General features: G+C 70.7%; 13 protein-coding genes. 12 read left to right on the top strand and 1 reads right to left on the bottom strand.

All coding sequences use genetic code 11. The features are described from left to right. The first annotated feature begins 64 nt into the window (after positions 1-64). On the top strand, positions 65-472 hold the full coding sequence (locus tag Sdia_RS27015) for an ATP-binding protein (RefSeq protein ID WP_189499834.1): 408 nt from the start codon (positions 65-67) through the stop codon (positions 470-472). 342 nt (positions 473-814) lie between these two features. Further along, a complete protein-coding gene (locus tag Sdia_RS27010) occupies positions 815-3,493 on the top strand; it encodes a SpoIIE family protein phosphatase (protein WP_100454508.1) in 2,679 nt (892 codons plus the stop codon). Here the strand turns inward: Sdia_RS27010 and Sdia_RS27005 are convergent. Then, positions 3,480-3,899, bottom strand: a complete 420-nt coding sequence (locus tag Sdia_RS27005) for a hypothetical protein (protein ID WP_100454511.1) — start codon at positions 3,897-3,899, stop codon at positions 3,480-3,482. The two genes, Sdia_RS27010 and Sdia_RS27005, sit on opposite strands and share 14 nt — an antisense overlap. A 424-nt stretch (positions 3,900-4,323) precedes the next feature. Between Sdia_RS27005 and Sdia_RS27000 the strand changes: the two genes are divergently transcribed. The 10 genes from Sdia_RS27000 (at position 4,324) to Sdia_RS26955 (ending at position 19,466) form a co-directional block, all read left to right on the top strand. Further along, a complete protein-coding gene (locus tag Sdia_RS27000; protein WP_100454513.1) occupies positions 4,324-6,597 on the top strand; it encodes an ABC transporter substrate-binding protein in 2,274 nt (757 codons plus the stop codon). Positions 6,598-7,328: 731 nt separating this feature from the next. Beyond that, positions 7,329-9,236: a translational GTPase TypA gene (gene typA, locus Sdia_RS26995; RefSeq protein ID WP_100454514.1), complete on the top strand. Its 1,908-nt coding sequence runs from the start codon at positions 7,329-7,331 to the stop codon at positions 9,234-9,236. A 542-nt stretch (positions 9,237-9,778) separates the two neighbouring features. Next, on the top strand, positions 9,779-11,401 hold the full coding sequence (locus Sdia_RS26990) for a peptide ABC transporter substrate-binding protein (RefSeq protein ID WP_100454516.1): 1,623 nt from the start codon (positions 9,779-9,781) through the stop codon (positions 11,399-11,401). Positions 11,402-11,538: 137 nt separating this feature from the next. Next, positions 11,539-12,468: an ABC transporter permease gene (locus Sdia_RS26985; RefSeq protein WP_100454517.1), complete on the top strand. Its 930-nt coding sequence runs from the start codon at positions 11,539-11,541 to the stop codon at positions 12,466-12,468. After that, positions 12,461-13,429: an ABC transporter permease gene (locus Sdia_RS26980; RefSeq protein ID WP_100454519.1), complete on the top strand. Its 969-nt coding sequence runs from the start codon at positions 12,461-12,463 to the stop codon at positions 13,427-13,429. Before Sdia_RS26985 ends, Sdia_RS26980 begins: the two co-directional genes overlap by 8 nt. 11 nt (positions 13,430-13,440) lie before the next feature. Next, positions 13,441-14,499, top strand: coding sequence for an ABC transporter ATP-binding protein (locus tag Sdia_RS26975; protein ID WP_115067972.1), 1,059 nt, complete (start codon positions 13,441-13,443; stop codon positions 14,497-14,499). Continuing rightward, positions 14,492-15,640 carry an ABC transporter ATP-binding protein gene (locus Sdia_RS26970; protein ID WP_100454522.1) on the top strand — a complete coding sequence of 383 codons (1,149 nt, stop codon included), beginning with the start codon at positions 14,492-14,494 and terminating at the stop codon, positions 15,638-15,640. The genes Sdia_RS26975 and Sdia_RS26970 overlap by 8 nt, the downstream gene beginning before the upstream one ends. Before the next feature lie 200 nt (positions 15,641-15,840). Beyond that, positions 15,841-17,472 (top strand): peptide ABC transporter substrate-binding protein, encoded by a 1,632-nt coding sequence (locus Sdia_RS26965; RefSeq protein WP_115067973.1) that lies wholly within the window; start codon positions 15,841-15,843, stop codon positions 17,470-17,472. Between the two features lie 91 nt (positions 17,473-17,563). Next, entirely contained in the window at positions 17,564-18,487 is a 924-nt protein-coding gene (locus tag Sdia_RS26960) for an ABC transporter permease (RefSeq protein WP_100454525.1), read from the top strand. After that, positions 18,480-19,466 carry an ABC transporter permease gene (locus Sdia_RS26955; protein ID WP_100454528.1) on the top strand — a complete coding sequence of 329 codons (987 nt, stop codon included), beginning with the start codon at positions 18,480-18,482 and terminating at the stop codon, positions 19,464-19,466. Before Sdia_RS26960 ends, Sdia_RS26955 begins: the two co-directional genes overlap by 8 nt. Positions 19,467-19,469 lie beyond the last annotated feature (3 nt).

Genomic DNA, 19,469 nt, shown 5'->3' with positions numbered 1-19,469 from the left:
GCGGCTCCCACCGCGACGATCCCCGCCCCGCGCCGGCGGCGGAGACCTCTGCCGGTGTTTGGAAGTGATCGGTGTGATCGACACCCGTGGCGACTGCGCCGCGTGGATCTTCCCCGCCGACCCGGGGGTCGTGCGCACCGCACGGACCGTGGTCCGGCGGCAACTGGCCGCCTGGGGACTGGACGCCCTGGAGGACGTGACCGCCCTGCTCGTCAGCGAACTGGTGACCAACTCCTTGCGGTACGCGCACGGCCCCATCGGGGTCCGCCTCACCCACCCCGAGGAAGCCGGTTCGCCGCTGCTGGTGGAGGTCTCCGACCCCGTGCCCGACGCGCCCCGCGAGCGCCGGGCGGCTCCCGACGAGGAGACCGGGCGCGGCCTCCAGCTCGTCGCCTGCACCTCGTGCCGCTGGGGGACCCGGCGAGGGCGGCGGGGCAAGACCGTCTGGTTCGAACTGGCACTCCCCGGGTGACGCTCCGAGGCCGAAGCGGGCGGACCGCGCCACCCGGCGGTCGGTTCCGGGCGCGTTCGGTCCGTACGGACGGTGACCGGTCGTGTCCGGTCGCCGGCGTGCGATCTCGTGGGCTCTCGTTCGTTCTCGGTGGGCCGCGCGAGGTTAGGAGGGCGTTCCCCATGGTTAGGAGTGTCAGTGCGTCGGACTCGAGGGCGCCCGGCAGGCCGGACCCGGCCTGAAAGCGTCGAGACCGTGCTGTGATCGTGAACGAGATGTGATGTCGCGCCGTAGTGCTGGATACTGCGGTCAGCTGCCCCGGTAACCGGGTCCGGGGGCGGTGAGCTGGAGGGGACGGTTCGCGTGAGCGAGATACCAGCGAAGGCCACGGCTCACCAGGAGCCGGCGGGCCGGATCGTGTGGCAGAGCAGCCCACCCGGGTCGATCTACGACTACATCAAGGTCGCCTCCTTCTCGATCGGCCCCGACGGGCTGGTCGACCAGTGGAGCGACCGCGCCGAGCGCATCTTCGGCATCCGCGCCCAGGACGTCCTGGGCCGCGACCCCATCGAGGCCTTCGTCCCCGGGCACCTGCGCGAACGCGGCCACCGCAAGATGGCCGAGATTCTCGACGGCAAGGAGTGGACCGGCGTCCTGCCCGTCCGGCTGCCCGCGCCCCGCGCCGGTGACTCCGCGGCCGCCGCACCCGGCACGGAACCGGTGACCACCCGCACCGCACCCGACGACCCTCCGGCGGCCGCGACGCGCGAAGGGGTGGCCGAGATCTACGTGATGCCCACCCGCACCGAGGCGGGCGACCGGGCCGCCGTCTGCATCGTGGTCGACGTCCGCACCCTGCGGAGCATCGAGTCGGGACTGGCCGCCTCGGAGGCGATTTTCGGCCAATCCCCCATCGGATTCCTCGTCTTCGGCCCCGACCTGCGCATCCAGCGGGCCAACCAGCGGTTCGCCTCCGTCTTCGGCGGCCACGCCGAGGCCCACCGGGGCAGGGCCGCCGAGGACTACCTGCCGCCGCGCGAGGCCGACCGGCTCAGCGCCGCCCTGCGTCGCGTCCTGGACACCGGCGACCCGGTCAACGACCTCCAGCTCGCGGGGCCCGCCACCGACCCCGGCGAGCGGCGCCACTGGTCGGTCAACCTCTACCGCGTCCACGACGGCGCCGGACGACCCCTCGGCGTCGCCGCCATCGGCACCGACGTCACCCGCCGCGACGCCGCCGCCCGCGAAGCCGCCCACGCCCGGCGCAACCTCGCCCTGCTCAATGACGCCGCCTCCCGCATCGGCACCAGCCTCGACCTGGACACCACCGCCCGCGAACTCCTGGACGTCACGGTCCCCGCCTTCTGCGACCTCGCCTCCGTCGACCTCTACCAGGCGCTTCTGGAGGGTGACGAGGCGCCGCAGAGCCTGTGGGGCCAGTCCACCGCCGACGGCGGCCGGGTCGGCGCCGACCTGCGCCGCGTCGCCTTCTCCAGCGCCGTCGCCGACACCCCCTTCAGCCCCGGCATCGGCGACGAGGCGGGCCGCCCCGGCACGGCGCCCGTCCCGGTCAACTCCGTCCACCACTACGCGCCCGGCTCGCCCTGCGCCACCGCGCTGCGCACCGCCCGCGCCCAGAACGTCGAAGGCTCCACCGGCCTCGTCCACTCCACCCTCGCCGTGCCGCTCGTCGCCCGGGACACCGTGGTCGGCCTGGTCAAGTTCTCCCGCACCAAGGGAAGCGAGCCCTTCAGCGAGCGCGACCGGGCACTGGCCACCGAACTCGCCGCGCGCACCGCCGTCTGCATCGACAACGCCCGCCTCTACCGCCGCGAGCACGAGCGCGCCCTCATCCTCCAGCGCAGCCTGCTGCCGCCGGGCGCCCCCGAGGCGTCCGGACTGGACATCGCCTGCCGGTACCTGCCGGGCAACGCGGCCACCGAGGTCGGCGGCGACTGGTTCGACGTCATCGAACTCCCCGGCCACCGCACCGCCCTGGTCATCGGCGACGTGATGGGCCGCGGCCTGCGCGCCGCCGTCGCCATGGGCGAACTGCGCACCGCCGTCCGCACCCTCGCGCTGCTCGACCTCGAACCGGCCGAGGTCCTCTCCCACCTGGACGAGATCGCCCGCGGCCTCGGTGCCCCCGCGCGCGGCCCCGGCTCCCAGCAGTCCACCCGCGCCGCCCTCCAGAACCGCGACGCCGACCTCTCCGAGGTCTACCTCGCCACCTGCGTCTACGCGGTCTACGACGCCGTCACCCGGCGCGTCACCTTCGCCAACGCCGGACACCTGCCGCCCGTCGTCGTGGAACCGGGCGAACCCGGCGAACCCGCCCTCCTCCTCGACGTGCCGCCGGGCCTGCCGCTCGGCGTCGGCGGGGAGCCCTTCGAGGAGGTCGAGGTGGAGCTGCCCGAAGGGGCCCTGCTCGCCCTCTACACCGACGGCCTCGTGGAGTCCCGCGACCAGACCCTGGACGACGGCCTGAGCGCCTTCCGCGCCGCCCTCACCGGGCCGGAGCTGCCGCTCGAGGACGTCTGCGACCACGTGCTCTCCACCCTCGACACCCACCACGGCGAGGACGACATCGCCCTGCTCATGGCGCGGGTCCAGGGACTGCCCGCCGGGAACGTCGGCGACTGGACGCTGCCGCGCGAACCCAGGTCGGTCGGCCGCGCCCGCGAACTGGCCCGCACCCAGCTGGAGGGCTGGGGCCTCGACGCCCTCGTGGACACCGTCGAACTCCTCGTCAGCGAACTCGTCACCAACGCCCTGCGGTACGGCGAGGGGGAGATCCGGCTCCGGCTGCTCCTCGACCGCACCCTGGTCTGCGAGGTCTGGGACGCCGGGCTGGTCCAGCCGCGGCGCCGCCGGGCCCGGGACACCGACGAGGGCGGGCGCGGGCTCCAGCTCGTCGGGTTGCTCAGCGCGTCCTGGGGCGCGCGGCGCACGCCCCGGGGCAAGACCGTCTGGTTCGAGCTGGCGCTGCCCGACGGCGGAGAGGCGCCCGACCCGACCGAGGCGCTGCTCAGCCTCTTCTGAGCGCGGCGAACGCGGGGGCCTCCGCCTTCAGGACGGCGTCGGCCCGTGTGCTGTGCTCGCGCACCGCCGCCGGGTCCTCGCCCTTCGCCCACTGCCGCCGGGCCTCCGCCAGTTCCGTACGGGCGGTCGTCAGGGCGGCCTCGGCGGCGGCCAGCGCGGCCGGCGGTGCGTCGGGGGAGGCGGCCGCCACCTGGGCCGCCCTGATCCGGATCGCGTCCTCCGCGTGTGCCAGGGCCTCCGCCGGGGAGAGCGCCGGAGTGCGGGTGTCCCCGCCCGCTCCCCACATCTCGGAGCCCCCCGGGGTGGTCCGGGTGCTGACCCGGCGCCTGCGCCCGCGGTACGAGTACACGGCGGCGGCCAGCGCGGCGGCGAGCACCAGGATCGGCAGGATCAGGTCCGCCCGCACCGTGCCACCCTTCGCCGTGCTCGACCGCTCCTTCGGAGGGTAGGGCGACGGGATCCTGGTGGCGAGCGGGGCGGAGGGAAACTCCGCTCAACGTGGGGGGTCCCCGTGGACGAGCCCGCCCGGCCCGGCGCGGGCCCCGGGGCGGCCTCGCACCCGGGCGGGCCCGGATGCCGCCGGCCGGGGCCGTCAGCTACCCGCGCGGACGGGCGGCGCGCACCCCGGATACCCGCGCGGACGGGCGGCGCGCACCCCGGACCACGGCGCGGCCGGCGTGCGAGGGGGTCCGCACGGGTGGAACCCGTGGCCGGGTACGGCGTGTCGGCGGGGTCGGCCCGCGCCGGAGGCGTTCCGTGGCGATAGATGTGATCAGCTCCATATACCGCCAAACGTGATCAAATCCCGGTGACCCCCGGAGGTACGCCCCATGTTCCACGACGGCGCAAGACGGCGTTCGGTCGCGCTCCTGACGACCGGAGTCCTCGCACTCCCGGCCGTCGCGGCGTGCGGCGCGTCCGAGGAAGGAAACGTTCCGGCAGCCCGCCAGGACATCGAACCCGCCGGCCGCGACCTGGTCGCCGACGGCTCCACCCTGGCCTGGGCGATCGACGCCGTTCCGGGCACCCTCAACGCGTACCAGGCGGACGCGGACGGCGCGACGAACCGGGTGGCCGGCGCCGTCCTGCCGGCCCTGTTCACCCTGGACGACCGGGGCCGCCCGCAGGCCAACCCGGACTACCTGGAGTCCGCGGAGGTGGTCGAGCGCGAGCCGCGCCAGGTCGTGGTCTACCGGCTGAACCAGAAGGCGGTGTGGAGCGACGGCCGGGAGGTCGGCGCCCCCGACTTCGCGGCCCAGTGGCGCGCCCTGCGCGGCAAGGACCCGGCGTACTGGACGGCCAGGAACGCCGGGTACGACCGGATCGCCAAGGTCGAGCGGGGCAAGGACGACCTGGAGGTGCAGGTCACCTTCGACAAGCCCTACGCGGAGTGGCGCAGCCTCTTCTCCCCGCTGTACCCGAAGGACGTCATGGGCACCCCGGACTCCTTCAACGACAGCGCGCGCGGCACCCTGAAGAACACGGCGGGTCCCTTCAGCCTGAAGAAGGTCGACCGGAAGACGGGCGACATCACCCTGGACCGCAACCCCCGCTGGTGGGGCGACCAGCCCAAGCTCGACCGACTGGTCTTCCGGGCGGTCGCCCCCGAGGACCGCACGAAGGCGCTGACCGCGGGCCGCGTCGACCTGGCGCCGCTGACCCCCCGCGAGGCGGAGCGGATCTCGCTGGCCGGGCGGGACAAGGGCGCCAGGGGGCCCCTGGCCCACGGGCCGGGAGCCGGGCGCACCCCGGCGGACGCCCTGATGTCCTGGGCGGTCGCGCACGGCACCGAGCAGGAGGCGGCCGCGGCCGAGCAGGTGGCCCGCGAGCAGACCCGCGAGGCCGTCGCCACGTACGCCTCCGAGCAGAAGTCGCTCGGCGCCTACGAGGTCCGCAAGGCGCTGGAGCCGGCCTTCACCCAGCTCGCGCTGAACGGCGCGGACGGCCCGCTCGCCGACGAGCGGGTGCGCCGGGCGGTGGCCCGCGCCCTGGACCGCGAGGAGCTGGCCGAGACCGTGCTGAAGCCGCTGGGCCTGCCCGCCGAGCCGGTCGGCAGCCACCTGGCGCTGTCCGGGCAGGAGGCGTACGAGGACGCGAGCGGCGCGCTCGGGCAGCAGGACTCCGCCGAGGCGCGCGCCCTGCTCGCCGAGGCGGGCTGGAAGCCGGGCGAGGGCGCGGCGCGCCCCAAGGGCGCCGGGGCCTCCGGGGAGCCGGCCGAAGAGGGGGCCGAGGGCGTCACCGACTCGGGGAACGAGGACCGGCCGGGCGACGACGGGGGCGAGTACATCGTCGGGGAGGACGACGGCAAGCCCGGTGAGCGGGGAGGCCCGATGCTGCCGCACCCGGTGGCCGCGGGTCAGGGCGCGGCCCTGTGGCGCCAGGCCGACGTGGCGGCCCGGCAGGACGGCGACAGCAGGGCCGAGCAGGGGGCGCACGCCCAGCAGGGGGGCCCGCCCGGCGCGTACGCCCCCAAGGGCACGGCGGCGCCGCAGGAGGCGCGGAGCCCGGACGCCGAGGGCGCGGCGGGGCCGGCGGCCAAGGACGGGCAGCAACTGACGCTGCGCTTCGTGGTGCCCTCGGGAGCCGGGACCGAGCAGCTCCGGGCGGTGGCCGACAAGATCGCGGAGCAGCTGGAGAAGATCGGGGTGACCACGGCGATGAAGAAGGTGCCGAGCTCCGGCTACTTCACCGACCACGTCGCCTCCGGCCAGTACGACCTGGCGCTCTACTCCTGGCCGGGGACGGCCTACCCGGCCACCGACGGCCGCCCCATCCACGCCAAACCGGTCCCGGCGGCCGACGGCTCGCTCAACGTCGCGCAGAACTACACCCGGGTCGGCACCGACCGCATCGACCAGCTCTTCGACCAGGCCGTCGGCGAGCTGGACGACAGCGCCCGGAAGAAGCTGATCAAGGAGGCGGACGCCCGGATCTGGGCGGTCGCCGGAGCGGTCCCCCTCTACCAGCGTCCGGAGCTGGTCGCGGCCCGGCCCCGGGTGGCGAACGCGGGCGCGTTCGGCTTCGCGACCCCGCGCTACCAGGACATCGGCTTCCTGAAGAAGGGCGTCGAGCCCGGGGCGCGGAACCGCGAGACCGGTTCCTGACCGCGCCCGGAACCCGCACCTCAGAACTGGCTCAACTCCCTTGCCCGCCGGCCCGCCCGGCGGGCAAGGTCGTTCCGGCCCCTTGACCAGGCCGACGCTCTACGGATTCCCCCCACCCCACCCGCCGGCCCGGATCCCCCAAGCTCCGGGCCGGCGGTGTCGCGCCCCGGGGCGTGCCCCGCGCCGCCGCGGGACCGCGTGTCCGGCCGCCGGCGCCGGGCCGCGCGGACGTGATCCGCACGTCGCAAGAGCGGACGGCGACGGCGTCGCGTTCCGCGACGGCGGTACCCGTCGAGTGGGCCCGCGCCACCGCCGTCACCGTGCGGTCCCGGCCGGAGTGCGGGGCCCGGCCGAGGCCCGCGGACAGGCGCCGAGCCGGATCGTGGACGGCGCGGGCGCGCAGCGCCGCGGTCCGCCCTGACCAGCGCGGACGCCACCGCCCGGGCCGCCGGCCCGCTCTGCTGGGCGGACGACGGCCCGGCCGGCTCCGGGCGGGAACCGAAGTCCCCGGGCAGGATCGCCGGCCCGCGGCACCGACCCCGCCTCCGGACGCCGTCGGCGGTGCCGCACGCGATCCGGCCGCCACGGTGCCGCCGGCCCCCGGAAGCCCTGTGTTCGGCGGGGGTTGTCCGCGCCCCGTACCATGGGACGAAGCCGTGGCGGCTCCGCCCGGCTTGGCGTACGAAGGACGAGACGCCTGATTCCCCGATCCGAGAGAAGCGCTAGCAAGCATGCCCACGCGTCACGACATCCGTAACGTCGCCATCGTCGCCCACGTCGACCACGGGAAGACCACTCTGGTCGACGCCATGCTCAAGCAGGCGGGCGGCTTCGCCGCCCACCAGCTCGATTCGGTCGACGACCGGGTCATGGACTCCAACGACCTGGAGCGTGAGAAGGGCATCACGATCCTCGCCAAGAACACGGCGGTGAAGTACCACCCCAAAGACGGCGGGGACCCGATCACGATCAACATCATCGACACCCCCGGCCACGCCGACTTCGGTGGCGAGGTGGAGCGTGGTCTGTCGATGGTCGACGCCGTGGTGCTGCTCGTGGACGCCTCCGAGGGCCCGCTTCCGCAGACCCGCTTCGTGCTCCGCAAGGCGCTCGCGGCCCGGATGCCGGTCATCCTGTGCATCAACAAGACGGACCGCCCGGACTCCCGCATCGACGAGGTCGTCAACGAGACGTACGACCTCTTCCTCGACCTGGACGCCGACGAGGAGCAGATCGAGTTCCCGATCGTCTACGCCTGCGCCCGGGACGGCGTCGCGTCGCTGACCAAGCCGGAGGACGGCACCGTCCCGCCCGACAGCCAGAACATGGAGCCGTTCTTCACCACCCTGCTGGAGACCGTCCCCGCCCCCCGGTACGACGAGGCCGCCCCGCTCCAGGCGCACGTCACCAACCTGGACGCCGACAACTTCCTCGGCCGTATCGCGCTGCTCCGGGTCGAGCAGGGCGAGCTGAAGAAGGGCCAGACCGTCGCCTGGATCAAGCGCGACGGCACCGTCTCCAGCGTCCGCATCTCCGAGCTGATGATGACCGAGGCGCTCACCCGCAAGCCGGCCGAGAAGGCGGGCCCCGGTGACATCTGCGCCGTCGCCGGTATCCCGGACATCATGATCGGCGAGACGCTGGCCGACCCGGAGAACCCGGTCGCGCTGCCCCTGATCACGGTGGACGAGCCCGCGATCTCGATGACCGTCGGCACCAACACCTCCCCGCTCGTCGGCCGAGGCGGCACCGGCAAGGGCGCCGACGCCAAGGCGGCCGTCAAGGACCGCAAGGTCACCGCCCGCCAGGTCAAGGACCGGCTGGACCGCGAGCTGATCGGCAACGTCTCGCTCCGCGTCCTCGACACCGAGCGCCCCGACGCCTGGGAGGTGCAGGGCCGCGGCGAGCTGGCGCTGGCCATCCTGGTCGAGCAGATGCGCCGCGAGGGGTACGAGCTGACCGTCGGCAAGCCGCAGGTGGTCACCAAGGACGTGGACGGCAAGGTCCACGAGCCGATCGAGCGCATCACCATCGACGTGCCCGAGGAGCACATGGGCGCCGTCACGCAGCTCATGGGCACCCGCAAGGGCCGCATGGACAACATGTCGAACCACGGCTCCGGCTGGGTCCGCATGGAGTTCATCGTCCCCTCCCGCGGCCTCATCGGCTTCCGCACGGAGTTCCTCACCAACACCCGCGGCACCGGTATCGCCCACTCGATCCACGAGGGCCACGAGCCGTGGTTCGGCGAGCTGAAGACCCGCAACAACGGCTCGCTGGTGGCCGACCGCGCCGGTTCGGTCACCGCTTTCGCGATGACCAACCTCCAGGAGCGCGGTGTGCTCTTCGTCGAGCCCGGCACCGAGGTGTACGAGGGCATGATCGTCGGCGAGAACTCCCGCGCCGACGACATGGACGTCAACATCACCAAGGAGAAGAAGCTCACCAACATGCGCTCCTCCACCGCCGACGTCACCGAGTCGCTGGTGCCGCCGCGCAAGCTCTCCCTGGAGCAGTCGCTGGAGTTCTGCCGCGACGACGAGTGCGTCGAGGTGACGCCGGAGTCGGTCCGCATCCGCAAGGTGAACCTGGACGCGCGTACCCGCGCCCGCGCCGCCTCCAAGGCCAAGCACGGCTGAGCCGCACCGCCGGCCCGACGGTGCCCGGCACCGCGCCCCCTCACGGGTGGTGCGGTGCCGGGCACCGGCCTTTCGCGGCCGCGGAGTTGGGCGAAGGGGATGCGTTTCGCGGGCGCGGGCTGAAAGATGCTCACAGTCCTCGCGGCGGCGCGGCCCGCCAGCCGACCGCCGCGCGCGCGGCGACGGTCGCCTCTCCGTGGCCCGGCAACCGGATTTCCAGGCCGGAGTGTCCGCTATCCGGACAGTCACGCCCGATAGATGTGTAACGAGTCCGTTTCGCAACCATCTATCTCGGATCGGTTTGTCCGGATTTTGGAAGTTGTGAGTGTCAGGTGTGATCGAACCGAGACCAAAAGGGTGTGGTCGGGCCGAACACCATGGCTAATAGTTGAGCGCGTAGAGCTCGGGTCAATGGGTCACGCGCTGTGGGGAGCGCCGACTCACGAGCACACTGGGGCACTCGATCTTCGCCGTCAGGGGTGTCGGCGGATCGTCCTGTGCCCTCTCTCGCAGTGAACAAGTGGACTCATGAGGAGGAACCCATGCGTGGTGCCAAGAGCGCCAAGTGGGTCGCGGGTGCGATAGTCGTCGCCCTGGCCGCGACCGCCTGCGGTGGCAACGACGACGGTGGCGACAAGCCGAAGGCGTCGGGCAAGCCCGCCGGCTACGTCTCGATCGACGTCGGCGAGCCGCAGAAGGCCCTGATCCCGGCCGACACCAACGAGACCCTCGGCTCGTACGTCATCCAGTCGCTCTTCACCCAGCTCCTGGACTTCGACTCCGAGGGCAACATCGTCTACACCAACGCCGAGTCGATCGAGACCAAGGACTCGAAGACCTGGACGGTGAAGCTGAAGAAGGGCTGGAAGTTCCACGACGGCACCCCCGTCACCTCCCAGTCCTACATCGATGCGTGGAACTGGTCCGCGAACATCGAGAACAAGATGCAGAACGCGTTCTGGTTCGAGGACATCAAGGGCTACGAGGACGTCCACCCCGACGGTGAGGGCGCCAAGCCCAAGGCCAAGGAGATGTCCGGCCTGAAGGCCGTGGACGACACCACCTTCACCATCGAGCTCGACAAGCCGGTCCCGTACTTCGAGTACAAGCTCGGCTACGCCACCTGGGCCCCGCTGCCCAAGGTCTTCTTCGACGACCCGAAGGCGTTCGGCCAGAAGCCGGTCGGCAACGGCCCGTACTCGTTCGAGAAGTGGACGCACCGCAAGCTCATCCAGGTCAAGGCCAACGCGGACTACACCGGTCCGAACAAGGCCAAGAACAAGGGCGTCCAGTTCAAGAACTACGCCACCGTCGAGGCCGCCTACCAGGACGTCCTCTCCGGCAACCTGGACATGATCCGCCAGGTCGGCCCGAAGGACCTGCCGAAGTACAAGTCCGACCTCGGTGACGGCGCCGTCGAGCAGGAGTACGCGGCCGTCCAGTCGATCGTCCCCGCCTTCTACACGAAGCAGTGGAAGGACGTCGACCCCAAGGTCATGCAGGGCCTGTCGATGGCGATCGACCGCGAGACGATCACCAAGACCGTCCTCAACAACACCCGCAAGCCGGCGAAGAGCTTCACCCCGCCGCAGGTCAAGGGCAACCAGGACCTCGACACCGAGGTGTTCGACTACAACCCGGACGAGGCGAAGAAGCTCATCAAGGAAGGCGGTGGTGTGCCGGACAACAAGATCTTCATCCAGTACAACACCGACGGTGGGCACAAGGAGTGGGTGACCGCGGTCTGCGAGTCCATCCGCAACGCCACCGGGGTCGAGTGCCTCGGCGACGCCAAGCCCGACTTCGCCACCGACCTCGAGGCGCGCGACAACGACGAGGTCAAGTCGTTCTACCGCGGTGGCTGGGTCGCCGACTACCCGCTGAACGTCAACTTCATGCGTGAGCTGTACGGCACCACGGCCGAGGCGAACAACGGTCGATTCTCCGACAAGGAGGTCGACGACCTGTTCAAGAAGGGCGACAACGCCAAGACGCTGGAGGAGTCCATCAAGCTCTACCAGGAGGCCGAGAAGGTCCTGGTCGAGAAGATGCCCGCCATCCCGCTCTGGACGTACCAGATCAACGGTGGCCACAGCAAGGACGTCGACAACGTCAAGGTCGACTTCCACGGTGACTTCGAGGTCACCGAGGTCACGGTCAAGTAAGCGCGCCCACGGGCCAATTCCCCACTTCGGCCATCACCCCGGCACCGGGCCGCTGACCCGGTGCCGGGGGGACCGGGGGCCGTTCCCGTACGTTCGGGGACGGCCCCCGGCCCCAGTTATCCACACGGAGGCACCCCATGGGGCGTTATGTCGCACGACGACTGCTCCAGATGATCCCGGTCTTCATCGGGTCAACCTTGCTGATCTTCCTGATGATGTTCGCGCTGCCCGGCGACCCCGTGAGAGCGCTGGCGGGAGAGCAGGCCGTCGACCAGGCACAGATCGCCGCGCTCAAGGCCGAACTCGGCCTCGACCGGCCGATCCTGGTGCAGTACGCCTCGTACATCGGGAACGTCTTCCAGGGCGACTTCGGCACGCAGATCGCGAGCCAGCGCCCCATCTCCGAGGTCATTCTCGACGCCTACCCGATCACGATCCAGCTGGCGCTCTTCGCGTTCACCTTCATCGTGGTCGCCGGCATCCTGCTCGGCCTGATCGCCGGCCTCAAGCCGAACTCGGTCCGCGACCGCGGCCTGCTCGGTCTCACCCTGCTGCTCATCGCCGTCCCGTCCTTCGTGACCGGTTACACGGCGCAGTTCGTCTTCTCGTTCAAGCTCGGACTGGTTCCCCCCAACGTCGGACTCGAACCCTCCTGGGACGAGATGCTGATGCCGGCCATGGTGCTGGCCTCGCTCTCCCTGGCGTACGTGGCGCGGCTCACCCGTACCTCGATCGCGGAGAACCTGCGAGCCGACTACATGCGTACAGCGGTCGCCAAGGGACTGCCCAAGCGCCGCATCATCGGCGTCCACCTGATGCGCAACTCGCTGATCCCCGTGGTCACCTTCCTCGGCACCGACATCGGCTCCCTCATGGGCGGTGCGATCGTCACCGAGGGCATCTTCAACATCAAGGGCGTCGGTGGACTCATCTACGAGGCTCTGGGCCACCGCGAGGGAGCGACCGTCGTCGGCGTCGTCACCGTCATCGTGATCGTCTACCTCCTCGCCAGCCTGATCGTCGACCTGCTTTACGCGGTCCTGGACCCGAGGATCCGGTATGCCTGACAAGACCGCAGACCTGGAAAAGAAGACCGAGGAGAAGGCCGTGATGCCTTCCTCCACCGAGGTCCCGCTGACGCTGGACGCCGGTCCCGCGCCCGGCAAGCCGCGTTCGCTCTGGTCGGACGCCTGGCACGACCTGAGGCGCAGCCCGCTCTTCATCGTCTCCGCGCTGCTGATCCTCTTCCTGATCGTCATGGCGATCTGGCCGAGCCTGTTCACCGACGCCTCCCCGCGCGACGCCGACCTGAAGAACCACTTCCTCCAGCCCCCGAACTGGTCCCACTTCTTCCAGGCCGACTGGTTCGGATACGACCCGCAGGGCCGCTCCATCTACGCCCGGGTGGTGCACGGAGCCCGCGCCTCGATCGCCGTCGGCGTCGTCGTCACCCTCGCGGTGACGGTCATCGGCACCATCGTCGGCATGATCGCCGGCTACTTCGGCGGCTGGGTGGACAGCGTGCTCTCGCGCATCACCGACGTCTTCTTCGGTGTGCCGTTCATCGTCGGCGCCATGGTCATCCTGACCACCTTCGAGGAGCGCGCCGTCTGGGTGGTCATCCTCGCCCTGGCCTTCCTCGGCTGGACGCAGATCGCCCGTGTCGCCCGCGGCGCGGTGATCACCATCAAGCAGTCCGACTACGTGGTGGCGGCCCGGGCTCTGGGTGCCTCCACCAGCCGGATCATGTTCAAGCACATCCTGCCCAACGCCATGGCGCCGATCATCGTGGTCGCCACCATCGCGCTCGGCGGCTACATCGGTGCCGAGGCGACCCTCTCGTACCTCGGTATCGGTCTCGCCGAGCCGACGGTCTCGTGGGGTATCGACGTCGCGTCCGGCAAGGACCAGCTGCGCAACGCGCCGTACGTCCTGATGATCCCGTCCGTCATGGTCGCGATCACGGTGCTGTCGTTCCTCATGTTCGGCGATGCGGTCCGCAACGCCCTCGATCCCAAGATGCGCTGAGGGAGGCGTACGTGACCACCACCGCCAAGACCGCGACGGTCCCCGGACCGCGCGCGGCCGCCGACCACGACGGCCACCTGCTCGAAGTCCGCGACCTGCACGTGGAGTTCCACACCCGCGACGGTGTCGCCAAGGCCGTCAACGGGGTCAACTACACCGTCGACGCCGGCGAGACCCTCGCCGTCCTCGGTGAGTCCGGCTCCGGCAAGTCCGTCACCGCCCAGGCCATCATGGGCATCCTCGACATGCCGCCCGGCCGCATCCCCAAGGGCGAAGTGCTCTTCCGCGGCCAGGACATGCTCACCATGGGCAAGGAGGAGCGGCGGAAGATCCGCGGCCAGAAGATCGCCATGATCTTCCAGGACGCGCTCTCCTCGCTCAACCCGGTGCTCTCCGTCGGCTACCAGCTCGGCGAGATGTTCCGCGTCCACCAGGGCCTCTCCAAGAAGGAGGCCAAGGCCAGGGCGATCGAGCTGATGGACCGGGTGAAGATCCCGGCCGCCAGGGAGCGGGTCAACGACTACCCGCACCAGTTCTCCGGCGGTATGCGCCAGCGCATCATGATCGCCATGGCGCTCGCCCTGGAGCCGGACCTGATCATCGCCGACGAGCCCACCACGGCGCTCGACGTGACGGTGCAGGCCCAGGTCATGGAACTGCTCGCGGAGCTCCAGCGCGAGTACAACATGGGGCTCATCCTCATCACCCACGACCTCGGTGTCGTCGCCGACGTCGCCGACAAGATCGCGGTGATGTACGCCGGGCGGATCGTCGAGACCGCCCCGGTGCACGAGCTGTACGCCCGCCCGGCGCACCCCTACACCCGGGGTCTGCTCGACTCCATCCCGCGCCTGGACCAGAAGGGCCAGGAGCTGTACGCGATCAAGGGGCTGCCGCCCAACCTGACGCGTATCCCGTCCGGCTGCGCCTTCAACCCGCGCTGCCCGATGGCGCAGGACATCTGCCGGACCGAGGTGCCGCCGCTGGCCCCCGTCACCGAGCAGGACGGCACGGACCTGCCCGGCCGCGGCAGCGCCTGCCACTTCTGGAAGGAGACGATCCATGGCTGACATGGCCAAGAAGAACGAGCCGGCCGACGCCACCCCGAACGTCTCCGACGTCGACGTGGTCGCCGACCCCACCAAGGACGAGGCCATCGAGGCCATCACCGCGCCGGTCGAGCGCGGCGAGCCCATCCTGCAGGTGCGGAACCTGGTCAAGCACTTCCCGCTGACCCAGGGCATCCTCTTCAAGAAGCAGATCGGCGCGGTCAAGGCCGTCGACGGGATCTCCTTCGACCTGTACCAGGGCGAGACGCTCGGCATCGTCGGTGAGTCGGGCTGCGGCAAGTCCACCGTCGCCAAGCTGCTGATGACCCTGGAGACCGCCACCTCCGGTGAGGTCTTCTACAAGGGCACCGACATCACCAAGCTGTCGGGCCGGGCGCTGAAGGCGGTCCGCCGGAACATCCAGATGGTGTTCCAGGACCCCTACACCTCGCTCAACCCGCGGATGACCGTCGGCGACATCATCGGCGAGCCCTTCGAGATCCACCCCGAGGTGGCGCCCAAGGGCGACCGCCGCAAGCGGGTGCAGGAACTCCTCGACGTGGTCGGGCTGAACCCGGAGTACATCAACCGGTACCCGCACCAGTTCTCCGGCGGGCAGCGCCAGCGCATCGGCATCGCCCGCGGCCTCGCGCTCAACCCGGAGATCATCGTCTGCGACGAGCCGGTCTCCGCGCTCGACGTGTCCGTGCAGGCGCAGGTCGTCAACCTGATGGAGAAGCTCCAGGACGAGTTCAACCTCTCCTACCTCTTCATCGCGCACGACCTGTCCATCGTGCGGCACATCTCCGACCGGGTCGGCGTGATGTACCTGGGCAAGATGGCCGAGATCGGCTCCGACCAGCAGATCTACGACCACCCCACCCACCCCTACACGCAGGCGCTGCTCTCCGCGGTGCCGGTCCCGGACCCCGCCACCCGCGAGGGGCGCGAGCGCATCATCCTCTCCGGTGACGTGCCCTCGCCCGCCAACCCGCCGTCCGGCTGCCGTTTCCGCACCCGCTGCTGGAAGGCGGAGGAGCGGTGCGCCACCGAGGAGCCGCTGCTGGCGGTGCCGCAGCGCTTCACCGGGAAGGACACCCCGGCCGCGCACGAGTCGGCGTGCCACTTCGCCGAGGAGAAGGACGTGGTCAACGCCGCCTGAGGCGGTCGACCAGCTTCCGCACCGAACACGGGGCGCCCCCGGCCGTACGCGGCCGGGGGCGCCCCTTTCGTGCGCCGCCCGGCGGGGGACGGCCCGGCCGGGCTCCCCCGGACGGGCCCGGTGCGCGTGCGGTACGGCCGGGTTCGCGGTGGTATGGGGGCCGGAGTGCATCAGCACCGGACCCCAGAGGGAGGCACCTCATGCGCGGAGCCACGCACGCCAGGTGGACCGCCGTCGCCGTCGCCGTCACGCTCGCGGCCACGGGGTGCGGCGGGGGCGGGAACGGCGGGGGAGGGGGAGACGGTGCCGGGATCGTCAGTTCCTCCTGGGGCGACCCCCAGAACCCGCTGGAGCCGTCCAACACCAACGAGGTGCAGGGCGGCAAGGTCCTGGACATGATCTTCCGGGGTCTCAAGCGGTACAACCCGAAGACCGGTGCCGCCGAGGACGCCCTCGCCGAGAAGATCGAGACCGACGACTCGGTCAACTACCGGATCACCGTCAAGGACGGCTGGACCTTCTCCAACGGCGAGAAGGTCACCGCCAAGTCCTTCGTCGACGCCTGGAACTACGGCGCCCACCTGGACAACAACCAGAAGAACGCCTACTTCTTCGGCTACATCGACGGCTACGACGAGGTCCACCCCGAGGAGGGCGACGCCACCGCGCGCACCCTCTCCGGGCTGAAGGTCACCGGCGAGCGCACCTTCACCGTCAAGCTGAACCAGAAGTTCTCCACCTGGCCCGAGACGCTCGGCTACGCCGCCTTCGCGCCGCTGCCGACCGCCTTCTTCGAGGACCACGACGGCTGGCTCGCCAAGCCGGTGGGCAACGGCCCGTACACGGTGGACAACTACGCCAAGGGCTCCCAGATGTCGCTGCGCACCTGGAAGGACTACCCCGGCGACGACAAGGCGCAGAACGGCGGCGTCGACCTCAAGGTCTACACCGACAACAACACGGCCTACACCGACCTGACCGCGGGCAACCTCGACCTCGTCGACGACATCCCCGCCTCCCAGCTCAAGAACGCCAAGAACGACCTCGGCGACCGGTACCTCAACACCCCCGCCGGCATCATCCAGACCCTGTCGTTCCCCTTCTACGACGAGGAGTGGAACACCCCCGACGGAGCCAAGCTCCGCCAGGGCATCTCCCGGGCCATCAACCGGGAGCAGATCACCAAGACCATCTTCCAGAACACCCGCACCCCCGCCACCGACTGGACCTCACCAGTTCTCGGCAAGGACGGCGGCTACAAGGAAGGGCTCTGCGGCGAGGCCTGCGAGTACGACCCGGAGGCGGCCAAGCGCCTGGTCAAGGAAGGGGGCGGCATCCCCGGCGGCACCATCCGGCTCGGCTACAACGCCGACACCGGCAGCCACAAGGACTGGGTCGACGCGGTGTGCAACAGCATCAACAACGCGCTGGGCCAGGACCGCGCCTGCGTCGGCGACCCCACCGGCACCTTCGCCGACTTCCGCAACAAGATCGGCGACCGGAAGATGCCCGGACCGTTCCGCGCCGGCTGGCAGATGGACTACCCGCTGATCCAGAACTTCCTCCAGCCGCTCTACTACACCAACGCCTCCTCCAACGACGGCGAGTGGTCCAACGAGAAGTTCGACAAGCTGGTCGACGAGGCCAACGCCGAGTCCGACACCACCAAGGCGGTGGAGAAGTTCCAGCAGGCCGAGGAGGTCCTGCGGGACGAGATGGGCGCCATCCCGCTCTGGTACCAGAACGGCAGCGCGGGCTACTCCGAGCGCATCTCCAACGTCGAGCTGAACCCCTTCAGCGTCCCCGTCTACAACGAGATCAAGGTCGGCTGAGCGCCCCCGCCCGGCCCGGCCGCCGCCCCGCGCGGCACCGGGCCGGGCGCCCCGTACCCGCCCGCCGCCCGATCCGAACCCGGAGCCGTCCATGGGACGTTATGTGATCCGGCGCCTGTTGCAGATGATCCCCGTCTTCATCGGCGCCACGCTGCTGATCTTCCTGATGGTCAACGTGATGGGCGACCCCGTCGCCGGGCTCTGCGGCGACCGGCAGTGCGACCCCGCCACCGCCCAGCGGCTCCGCACCGACCTCGGCCTCGACAAGCCCGTCTGGCAGCAGTACCTGACGTACATGGGGAACGTCTTCACCGGTGACTTCGGGACGGCGTTCAACGGCCAGAAGGTCACCGAACTCATGGGCACCGCGTTCCCCGTGACGATCCGGCTGACCATCGTGGCGATCGTCCTGGAGATCATCATCGGGATCGCCCTCGGCGTCGTCACGGGCCTGCGCCGCGGCAAGCCGGTCGACACCGGCGTCCTCGTCCTCACCCTCGTGGTGATCTCCGTCCCGACCTTCGTCACCGGCCTGCTCGTGCAGTTGCTGCTCGGCGTCAAGTGGGGCTGGATCAAGCCGGCCGTCTCCGCAGAGGCCACCTTCGGTGAACTCTTCGTCCCCGGCCTCGTCCTCGCCTCGGTCTCGCTGGCGTACGTCACCCGGCTCACCCGGACCTCGATCGCCGAGAACCGGCGCGCCGACTACGTCCGCACCGCCGTCGCCAAGGGGCTGCCCCGGCGCCGCGTCATCACCCGGCACCTGCTGCGCAACTCGCTGATCCCCGTCGTCACCTTCATCGGCACCGACATCGGCGCCCTGATGGGCGGCGCCATCGTCACCGAACGGATCTTCAACATCCACGGCGTCGGCTTCCAGCTCTACCAGGGCATCCTGCGGCAGAACACGCAGACCGTGGTCGGCTTCGTCACGATCCTGGTCCTCGTCTTCCTCGTCGCCAACCTCATCGTCGACCTCCTCTACGCCGTACTCGACCCGAGGATCCGCTATGCCTGACCCGCAGCAGCCCGGCCTCCCGGACGACAAGTCGGCCATCTCGGCGGCCGGGGCGGGCGCCGCCACCGACATGGCCATGAGCGAGGGCATCAGCCTGGAGGGACGCGATCCCGAGGACGGCGGTCCCGACACCAGGCCCCGCTCCCTGTGGTCGGACGCCTGGCGCGACCTGCGCCGCAACCCGGTCTTCCTGATCTCCTCGCTGATCATCCTCTTCCTGGTGGTCATCTCGGTCTGGCCCTCGCTCATCGCCTCCGGGAACCCGCTCTCCTGCGACCTCGCCAAGTCCCAGGAGGGCTCCCAGCCGGGCCATCCCTTCGGCTTCAACCAGCAGGGCTGCGACGTGTACACCCGGACCGTCTACGGCGCCCGCACCTCGGTCGCCGTCGGCGTCCTCGCCACCCTCGGCGTCGCCGTCCTCGGCAGCGTCCTCGGCGGCCTCGCCGGTTTCTTCGGCGGCGTCTGGGACGCGGTCCTCTCCCGGATCACCGACATGTTCTTCGCCATCCCGGTCGTCCTCGGCGGACTCGTCCTGCTCTCCGTGGTCACCTCCACCACCATCTGGCCCGTCATCGGCTTCATGGTGCTGCTGGGCTGGCCGCAGATCTCCCGCATCGCCCGCGGCTCGGTCATCACCGCCAAGCAGAACGACTACGTGCAGGCGGCGCGGGCCCTCGGCGCGTCCAACACCCGGATGCTGCTGCGCCACATCACGCCGAACGCGGTGGCCCCCGTCATCGTCGTCGCCACCATCGCGCTCGGTACGTACATCGCGCTGGAGGCGACGCTCTCCTTCCTCGGCGTCGGGCTGCGGCCGCCCACGGTCTCCTGGGGCATCGACATCTCCGACGCCTCCGCCAACGTCCGCAACGCCCCGCACATGCTGCTCTGGCCGGCCGGGGCGCTCGCCATCACCGTGCTGGCCTTCATCATGCTCGGCGACGCCGTCCGTGACGCCCTCGACCCCAAACTGCGCTGAGGA

It is taken from the genome of Streptomyces diastaticus subsp. diastaticus (genome assembly GCF_011170125.1).
Classification (GTDB): domain Bacteria; phylum Actinomycetota; class Actinomycetes; order Streptomycetales; family Streptomycetaceae; genus Streptomyces; species Streptomyces diastaticus.
Note: the sequence above shows the minus strand (reverse complement) of the source record. Positions and strands in the feature narration are given on the sequence as shown.

What these genes read in the sequence shown, in the direction of transcription:
- Sdia_RS27000 (WP_100454513.1), top strand. Translation starts at nt 4,324, where the DNA reads ATGTTCCACGACGGCGCAAGACGGCGTTCGGTCGCGCTCCTGACGACC.
- typA (WP_100454514.1), top strand. Translation starts at nt 7,329, where the DNA reads ATGCCCACGCGTCACGACATCCGTAACGTCGCCATCGTCGCCCACGTC.
- Sdia_RS26990 (WP_100454516.1), top strand. Translation starts at nt 9,779, where the DNA reads ATGCGTGGTGCCAAGAGCGCCAAGTGGGTCGCGGGTGCGATAGTCGTC.
- Sdia_RS26985 (WP_100454517.1), top strand. Translation starts at nt 11,539, where the DNA reads ATGGGGCGTTATGTCGCACGACGACTGCTCCAGATGATCCCGGTCTTC.
- Sdia_RS26980 (WP_100454519.1), top strand. Translation starts at nt 12,461, where the DNA reads ATGCCTGACAAGACCGCAGACCTGGAAAAGAAGACCGAGGAGAAGGCC.
- Sdia_RS26970 (WP_100454522.1), top strand. Translation starts at nt 14,492, where the DNA reads ATGGCTGACATGGCCAAGAAGAACGAGCCGGCCGACGCCACCCCGAAC.
- Sdia_RS26965 (WP_115067973.1), top strand. Translation starts at nt 15,841, where the DNA reads ATGCGCGGAGCCACGCACGCCAGGTGGACCGCCGTCGCCGTCGCCGTC.
- Sdia_RS26960 (WP_100454525.1), top strand. Translation starts at nt 17,564, where the DNA reads ATGGGACGTTATGTGATCCGGCGCCTGTTGCAGATGATCCCCGTCTTC.
- Sdia_RS26955 (WP_100454528.1), top strand. Translation starts at nt 18,480, where the DNA reads ATGCCTGACCCGCAGCAGCCCGGCCTCCCGGACGACAAGTCGGCCATC.